Here is an 8,402-nt window from a genome sequence, read left to right as displayed (position 1 = left end):
TTATACATGCTTGAAGACTTGAACATACTCGCGCCCGCATGGAGGAAAGAATGCGGCGCCTGCGGCTGGGATGAAACAAAGCACGACATCTTGGACCGGGCGCAGCTTCGATGCGAGATAGATGCGCTGGTGGCTCATCTGTATGGATTGAATAAGCAGGAGCTTGACTATATTCTTTCCACTTTCCCGATCGTGAGGGAGAAAACGCCGTGGTTGATTGAGGGGACGGTGAGGGAGTTTGAGAGATTTGGAAATATAAAAAAAGGAGAATGTGTAAACGAAAAAAAAATAGTGATAAGTAGGGATTGAATGACTGAAAATATAGATAAAATATTCATAGATATTAATGAATCAATTAAATCAAATTATTCAACAAGAAATATTGAGTTGGAATCTATTGAAAAAATATTAAATGCTTGGTCGTGCTGGAAAAACATTTTGACTGATGATGCTATGCATACTAAAAATAGCAACATAAGCAGCATATTATGTTTCGAAAGTGAATATGACACTAAAGCGTCGATTGACTTAGCATTATCTGGATATTTTAAGCATGCCAATATTTGTCTGAGGAGTTGTCTGGAATTAACAGTAATGGCTATTCATTTTGAAACTAATTATGGCGGATATGTACAATGGATGATGGGTCAAAGAACACCTAGCTTCGAGAGCGTCATAAAATCTATTTTCAATCGTGCATTGTTTAAACAATTTAATGATTTAACTCAGTTCAAAGATGAAATTAGCGATTTTCATTATGAATTATCAGGATATATGCACGGGAGAGGCCACATTTATCTCAATATCTCCATGAAATCCCCATATGATGAATTCGATAATTGGTTCAATCTTATAAAGAAAGTGTTTGAATTTTCATCCATTTGTATATTTTTACAATATCCGCAATTAAAAATTGATACTTTTGCTAAACCGGATAAAGAAAAAATTGTCGAGTTATTGTCCGATAAGAACCGGAAAGCTCTCATCAAAGTAGGGGTTGATCTATCCTAATTTTAGGACGCAGATGGGCAAGTCAATTAGGAAATCCAGTCTTAATAACAATCTAAACCGCATGGGACCCCAGATGAACTATTTGAATAGGAGCTGTATCTAAAGATTTATGATCGACTACTTTTTGCATGAGGGGTTCCCGTTTATGATAAATTTCACCATCCAATGTAACAAAAACGACCTCCCTTTTGCTCAGAGACCATTGAATTGCATCATTAAGTATCCAGCAATCAGGCTCATTTACAATGATCGAATTAATGAGTGCCTTGAAGTAAACATCGTCATTCCGTGGAATCACTTCTTTAATAAACCCCACTGCTTTTTCGATTCTGAGTTTTAACCTTTTGCCAAAAAGCCTCAAAAAAGTAAGTTGATCATGGGCGGGGATACTGGATATATTTCTTACTAATTGCCTGAGATGTCTCTCATCATTATCATTCAAGTAAATGGAGGCTCTATATTCTGTTCCACCCTGAGCCAGAAATTTGGAATAATCTTTGTATAAGTCATCCCTTTTCCTCAGCTTAAGACTTAATTCTCTGCTTACACTTTCACTGGTGTATTTATCACATTTAGTTTCTTCGAAAAAGGTTATGCATATTGGATGATGCCCTTCGAATTCCGTAGCGTAAGCGATAAAAACGCAGGAGTCAACGAAAGCGTTATTCGGCATAAGTTGATGGTCCTATTTAGCGTAGATCTTCCACATTTCTGTAAGGTTCTTTCCAGCATTCACGCCTATTCGCTCGCAGCTTTTTATGTACACTTGTTCTATATTATTTTCACTCGTTGATAAATTTAATTCATCAATCTTTTGTTTTAATTTGGTCAAAGGCTCTTCAATTTTCCGGGCCGCAAGTGGAAGATAGCCCTGCCGTTGCTCGATCACTTTTTCGGCGCTAAGCCCTTCTACAGTCTCTATGGAGATAATTGAAGCAGGTTCCATCCATACGGTGCTATAATAAGCGTCACTTAAACTATTAAAGAAATTCAAATCGTTCGGAGTAAAATCCGCTCCATCCTCAACAGATCCTTCAACTTCTATGGATACATTCTCCATAAAATCCAGGAAATCATAGAATTCTTTGGACACATTATTGAATAGGTCATTGCCCTGTAAACCCAAATACAACTTAGAAATATTTTCTGAAATTATTTCATTATGACCATTAAAAATTCCTTTACTCATTTCTTCCAATGCTAAAATGAGTTCGTTATTGGGAACATATTCATTTCTGAATCTGGCAGGTTCCATATTACTATAAAGTTCTCTCAAAAATGTATTTCTCTTAGTAAAGAAAATATTATTTATCTGAATGCTATCGAAACATGAATAGATATCAGGTTCTATTATGAGTTTATCAGGATTCTTAACTAACTTTTCAATCTTTCCCTTGAAATTATTACTTCCAAGAGTGCCGCCTGGGTGTACCATGCAGCCACGAATATACCAGCTTCTTGTAACAGGTAATTCAAGCTCCTCTACAGTCTTAAAAACGATCTTTTGAAGTTTCATCTCGCTCAAAAATTTTGTATCAATTTTGGAATCGAGAATATACTTCACAAGAGCATGTAATATTGCATTAACCACTTTTTTTTCATCGGATGGAGTGGTAACATGCAGTTGTTGTGTCAATTTTTCTCTCATGAATTACTTACCACTAATCTGTCAGCCTGCTTTAAATCTTCTATTTAATAATAAAGTTAACTCATCATATTTAAAACTAGATGTCAGGTTTAAATTAGTCCGTTACGGGAATCATGCGAAATGCATGGTGAATCTATGAACATATCATTTAACAATATTTAAGTCAGAGTAAGAGTATTTAAATGAATATTATAATAATTTCGAGGCTTAAAACATGATGAACCCATTTGAAGCTCTGAAATATGTGCAGGACATCTACAAAACCTATGTATTTACCTTTCAGAAATTTAAGAATCCCACTATCCAGAACTGGGTTCATGACAGAATAGGGGAAGGGACGCTGCTCTGGAAAGAACCGTTTATACAGCTTAACCAGAGGTTCGAAAAAGGAGACACCCTCCAGGAATTGATAACAATGGGATTGCTTCATCCAGAAGTGCTGAAGGTCTTTACAAATAAAGCAGGTGACAGAAACGCAGAGCCGGTCTCTCCTTATAAACATCAGAGCGATGCAATCCGTTCAATCCTTGCTGATGGCGCCAATACAGTAGTCACAACAGGCACAAGTTCAGGAAAGAGCTTCACTTTTTATATGCCAATAGTGAGCGAGTGTCTGAAGATGAAAGATGCAGGGCTTGCAGGTATAAAGGCTGTCATTGTTTATCCAATGAATGCGCTTGCCAACTCCCAGTATGAGGACATGACAAACCGTCTTCATAACTCAGGATTGAGGATTGCATTATACTCAGGCGACACAAAGAACAGCCCGGATGAAGCAAAATCCACCTTTTTTGAGACAACAGGCAGGAAAGAACCATGGGATAGCGAAGTTCTATCGCGCCAGGAGATTCAGAGCAATCCGCCTGATATCCTTTTGACGAACTATGTCATGCTTGAACTCCTTCTCACAAGGTTTGAAGATCGTACACTTTTCCCTCCTGAACATAAAGGAAGATTAAAATTTCTCGTGCTTGATGAAGTGCATACTTATTCTGGGAAAAAGGGGGCAGACGTTGCCTGTCTTATTAGGAGGTTAAAACAGCATACAGGTACAATTGGAACATTACGGTGCATTGGAACAAGCGCTACAGTCCAGAGTGCAGAGGGTGAGGATGCAAGAGAACTAATTGCAGGATTTGCAAAAGATCTTTTTGGTGAATCCTTCTCTAAAGAACACATTATCGGCGAAACTTATGTGCCCCTAAATGAAGTCTCACCTGATACTTTGCCGCCAAATATAATGGTAACCGATAAGATGCTAAAAGATTTTGATGGTTCGGTTGATAAGGCAGCAGTATTGATCGGTGCATTAATCGGAAGATCAATTACCCCGGCAGAAATCACATCTGAAGGTTTGGGGATTCTCCTTGAAAACCAAGCTACATGTCATTTCATCGAAAAAGCCATATCTGACAACACAAAAACAAAAGAAGATATTGCAGAAGTATATCAGAAACAGTATCGGCCTGCAAGCGACTTGCGCTCATGCATAAAAGAGATTGAAGCTGCTATACTGGCAGGAACAATAGCTACAATAAATATTCTTGGAATCCAGCAGCCCAGGTTTGTACCAAAGCTGCATACATTCTTTTCTCAGGGAAGAACTATCACAAGCTGCCTGACAGGTAGCGGTCCTCACCTGAATGATCGAGGAGAAATCACCTGTCCAGAATGTGCTAAGAACCAGAAAGAAATATATACGTTCCCGCTTCTTTTTTGCAGGGCTTGTGGGCAGGAATTCTACAGCGTTTCCATATCAGACGATGGAACCGTCATGCCAAGAGATATGGATACTTCAGATACGGAAGGGAAAAATGTCTATTTATATCCAGGGATTCATAATGAATCAGCAGTACAATTTCCTGAGGACTGGGTAACTGAAAAAGGAGTTCTGAAATCAAAGGTTGCCGAACTTGAACCAAAAGCCGTCACTTATTGCTCTGACTGTAATAAGATTGACTCAAATTGCACATGCAAAGGTAAAATAAAAATTTCCTCAATTCCCTCTCCATTCCAGTTCTGTCCGTCCTGCGGCGTCCACTATGATAAAAGACCGCGAGAATTTAACAAACTATTTTCTTTTGGTACGGTGGGACGCAGTACCGGAACTGATATAATTGTCTCAGGTATGCTGACACAGCTTCCAGCAGATGAAAAAAAGATCATCGCATTCAGTGATAATAGGCAGGATACAGCTCTCCAGGCTGCCCACATGAATAATCTTCAAAAAAGAATCCATTTCCGCAGGGGTATCTATCGTGCTCTTCTTGAAGGAAATTATGTTGAAGGCCAAGGTGAAGTGGATGTATCAGATGTTGGATTGAAAGTTTTCAGAATAAATGAAAAATATAATGTAATGCCAGAATATTCAAGAAACAAAGGTAAATTCAAAAAAGATACTTCTGCTGATGGTCATTATATCAGTTATCTAAACCATAGCATGATCGCGGATCTATCTGTAGCAACCCGGCGAAATCAACAGAATCTTGAAGATGTGGGTCTTTTGAAAATAGCTTATAATGGTCTGGACAAACTTGCTGCTGCAAATGATATCTGGTCAAGAGTGCCTGCAATGAATGCGGTATCTGAGAAAGTAAGATTAGATTATTTAACTGGATTTTTAGATATATTCAGAAAACAACTTGCGATTCAGGATGAATCTTTAACGAATCTTATAAATTTTAAATTCGAGCACATAGATAAGCTTAATGAAAACTGCCTTTTTGACATAAATCCGTATGGAGGAAAGCCAATCGGTTATAGTGATGACGCTTCCACAAGAGGAAGAGATGCCAGAGTTCTGCGCCTTACATCCTCTAAGAGCAGATTGGTTCACTGGACAAAAAGAGCATTAGGACTTGAACTCGATGAGTCTAAAAAGGTTGTAAAAGAAATAGTTCGAATATTATCCGGTGAAGATGCAGGATATCTGGTAGAACACACTGTAAAAAATGTAGGAAAAATCTACATGGTTCCATCAAAGGATACCATTATTATTCAAGCTTTAAACAATACAAAGCAAAAGGTCTGTCCAAAATGCGGGAACGTTTTCCACTTTAATGAATTGAATATATGCACAGGTTCAAGCTGCGGTGAGCTCAGAACAGACGATTTTTCAAAGAATTATTTCAGGAGAGTTTATACTCAAAACTTCAATGAATCTGCAAAAATCGAGGCAGGAGAACACAGTGGTCAAATTGATGGATTAACGAGAAAGAAGATTGAAGCTGACTTTAGAAGTAAGAACAGTTCACTCAATGCTTTGATATGTACCCCTACGATGGAATTGGGTATAGACATAGGTGATTTATCTGCTATCTATATGCGAAATGTGCCTCCATCTCCAAGCAATTATGCACAGAGAGCAGGTAGAGCAGGTCGAAAAAACCAGCCTACAATAGTTTCAACGTTCTGTGGTGTCGGAACCATGCGCGGACCTCATGATCAATATTTCTACCGGTATCCTGAAAAAATCATTTCCGGTAAGATCAGCCCACCACGGTTTTTATTGGATAACCGTCAGCTTATAATATCACATATCAATTCTCTGGTGCTTGAGATCATCCAGACAAGATTGCCGATTAGACCATCAGAAATTTTGAATATCGATGAAGCAAGATTTCCCTTTTTTGAGAATTTGAAGGAAGAATTTGATGATAAAATCGAAGAGAGTAGAACAAATATTATAAATGCTGTGCGCGATGGGTTTAAGAGTGAAATATCAACCTTTGAATGGTTTAATGATGAGTTCATAGGTAAAGAAATAGATAATTTCATGGAAAAGTTAGATAAAGCCTTTGAATACTGGAGAAGGGAGTATGGGAATCTGTTTCATGAAGCCGAAGATATAAGTCACAAAGCTCTAAAATCAAAACCAGATAAAGAAATTCAAGATCGCAGGAAAGCGATAGAGGCTAAACTTGAAAACATGCGCAGCGGTGAAAAGGAATTCTACACATATCGCTATCTTGGTACTCAGGGCTTCTTGCCAAACTATGGCTTTCCAAGTTCCAGCACTATACTTTCATTCTATACCAGTGAAGATGAAATCCAAAGAGATAAAGTTCTGGCAATAAGGGAATTTGCGCCCGGTAATAGCATTTATTTTAAAAATAATCGTTATCTTGTATCCTTTGCAAGACCCAGAACTGAAAAACAAAGACCTGTAAGAGAGAAATTAATCATATGTTCAGAATGTGATACTGCTCTTCTGGGTGAGCGGGCTAATCAGGCAAGCGCCTGCCCAAGATGTGGAAAATCATTTGTCGGGCTTCATCCTAACCCCAACGCAATGCAGATGCCGGATATGCTTGCCACGTTACGAAGTAGAATTACAAGTGATGAAGAAGAACGGACGAGGCTTGGGTATGCTATTTCCACACATTATGAAATGGGAGACAAAATAAAAAGATTTTCTGCATCATCAAAAGAAGGAGTTATTTTTGAAATAGAATATGAGCACATTGGAAAAATCATAACTATTAATAAAGGAACACGAAAAAGTCAAAAAGATGGTCAAGAAGCAGGATTCACACTTTGCTCAGCATGCAATAAATGGCTTTTCGGAGAAGATAGGATCAACGATCATATCAATGAAGAATCAATGAGGCATTGTCCAAAAAATGCTACTGAAGAGGATATAATAAAAAATATTAATCTGTATACTTATGGAATCCATGATGTTGCTACCTTGAATATTCCGCTCCCTGCTGATATTGACCAAAAAGTGAGCGAAAGTTTCTATGCCACTTTAAAAGAGAGTATCCTTAAGGGAATCCAGATCACACTCAATGTCGATGAAAATGAAATTGATGGCATGATAGTTCCAAATCCATTGAAGGATCATGAATTTTCAATAATTTTATATGAAAATGCTGAAGGTGGAATCGGGGCAATACATTCATTGACAAATCAGTACCGTTTCAATGAAATAATCAAGAGGACGCTTGAATTACTGCATGATCTTGAACCAGATAAAGATGGATGCGAGAGAGCTTGCTATGAGTGTCTGCTTAATTTCTACAACCAGATCGAACATGAGAAAATGGATAGGCATCTTGTTATGCCTTTCCTGAGAAAATTGACAAATATCTCCATTCAACCAATGAGCGAAAGTCAATCTGGAAAATCTTTTGATGAATTGCTGAATAAATGTCAGTCCAATTTTGAACGTAATGTGCTCTTTGAGATTCAGAAAAGAAATATTAACTTACCTGATGAGGCTCAAAAGATATTATCTGACAAAGATATACCCATAGCATCGGCAGATTTCTTTTATGAACCAGATATAGTTGTTTTCGTTGATGGAAGTCCGCATGAGAAAGATTATGTGCAAAAAGCTGATGAGGAAAAGCGCCGGAAGTTAAAGGCACTGGGTTATAGGATTATTTCGATTAAGAAAATGGATGATGTTGAGGGATTAAGGGAGATTGTTTGAAATAAATCACTCATCTGTTATTAAATTTGTAACTTCTGAGTTTATACTCGTATGCTGATGTTTGAACTCGTGCCTAAAACCTCCTCCGCTTGAAGCCATCAAACACACCCAAGCCCCCAACTGATCCTCGCAGACGCAGGAACTGGTAAGGCCACGACCATAAATGCAAAGATTGCATACATTTGTCATGCATCAACTCGGTCTAAAATCGCATTCTCCCACACCGCCAGATAAAGGCACACCTCACCCCGGACAAGTTTCGCAATCCTTAAAAAAACCACTTGCGAATCCATTATCCGCGTCTCC

At 38.1% G+C, this 8,402-nt stretch carries 5 protein-coding genes; 3 read left to right on the top strand and 2 right to left on the bottom strand.

Annotated features, from left to right (window positions below; all coding sequences use genetic code 11):
* Positions 1-309, top strand: a 309-nt coding sequence (locus tag IBX40_08650; GenBank protein MBE0524381.1) for a hypothetical protein, incomplete at its 5' end; no start/stop codon positions are given.
* On the top strand, positions 310-1,011 hold the full coding sequence (locus IBX40_08645; GenBank protein MBE0524380.1) for a hypothetical protein: 702 nt from the start codon (positions 310-312) through the stop codon (positions 1,009-1,011).
* A 52-nt stretch (positions 1,012-1,063) separates the two neighbouring features.
* Here IBX40_08645 and IBX40_08640 read toward each other — a convergent pair whose 3' ends face one another.
* Complete coding sequence (locus IBX40_08640; protein ID MBE0524379.1) at positions 1,064-1,684, bottom strand: hypothetical protein; 621 nt, start codon at positions 1,682-1,684, stop codon at positions 1,064-1,066.
* 12 nt (positions 1,685-1,696) lie between these two features.
* Positions 1,697-2,659: a hypothetical protein gene (locus IBX40_08635; GenBank protein MBE0524378.1), complete on the bottom strand. Its 963-nt coding sequence runs from the start codon at positions 2,657-2,659 to the stop codon at positions 1,697-1,699.
* 214 nt (positions 2,660-2,873) lie between these two features.
* Here IBX40_08635 and IBX40_08630 point away from each other — a divergent pair, with 214 nt between their 5' ends.
* Complete coding sequence (locus tag IBX40_08630) at positions 2,874-8,096, top strand: DEAD/DEAH box helicase (protein MBE0524377.1); 5,223 nt, start codon at positions 2,874-2,876, stop codon at positions 8,094-8,096.
* Positions 8,097-8,402 lie beyond the last annotated feature (306 nt).

The organism is Methanosarcinales archaeon (assembly GCA_014859725.1).
Lineage (GTDB): Archaea > Halobacteriota > Methanosarcinia > Methanosarcinales > Methanocomedenaceae > Kmv04.
Note: the sequence above shows the minus strand (reverse complement) of the source record. Positions and strands in the feature narration are given on the sequence as shown.

Excerpts from the sequence above, each read along its gene's own strand:
- IBX40_08635 (MBE0524378.1), bottom strand. The coding sequence starts at position 2,659 with ATGAGAGAAAAATTGACACAACAACTGCATGTTACCACTCCATCCGAT.
- IBX40_08640 (MBE0524379.1), bottom strand. The coding sequence starts at position 1,684 with ATGCCGAATAACGCTTTCGTTGACTCCTGCGTTTTTATCGCTTACGCT.
- IBX40_08630 (MBE0524377.1), top strand. The coding sequence starts at position 2,874 with ATGATGAACCCATTTGAAGCTCTGAAATATGTGCAGGACATCTACAAA.
- IBX40_08645 (MBE0524380.1), top strand. The coding sequence starts at position 310 with ATGACTGAAAATATAGATAAAATATTCATAGATATTAATGAATCAATT.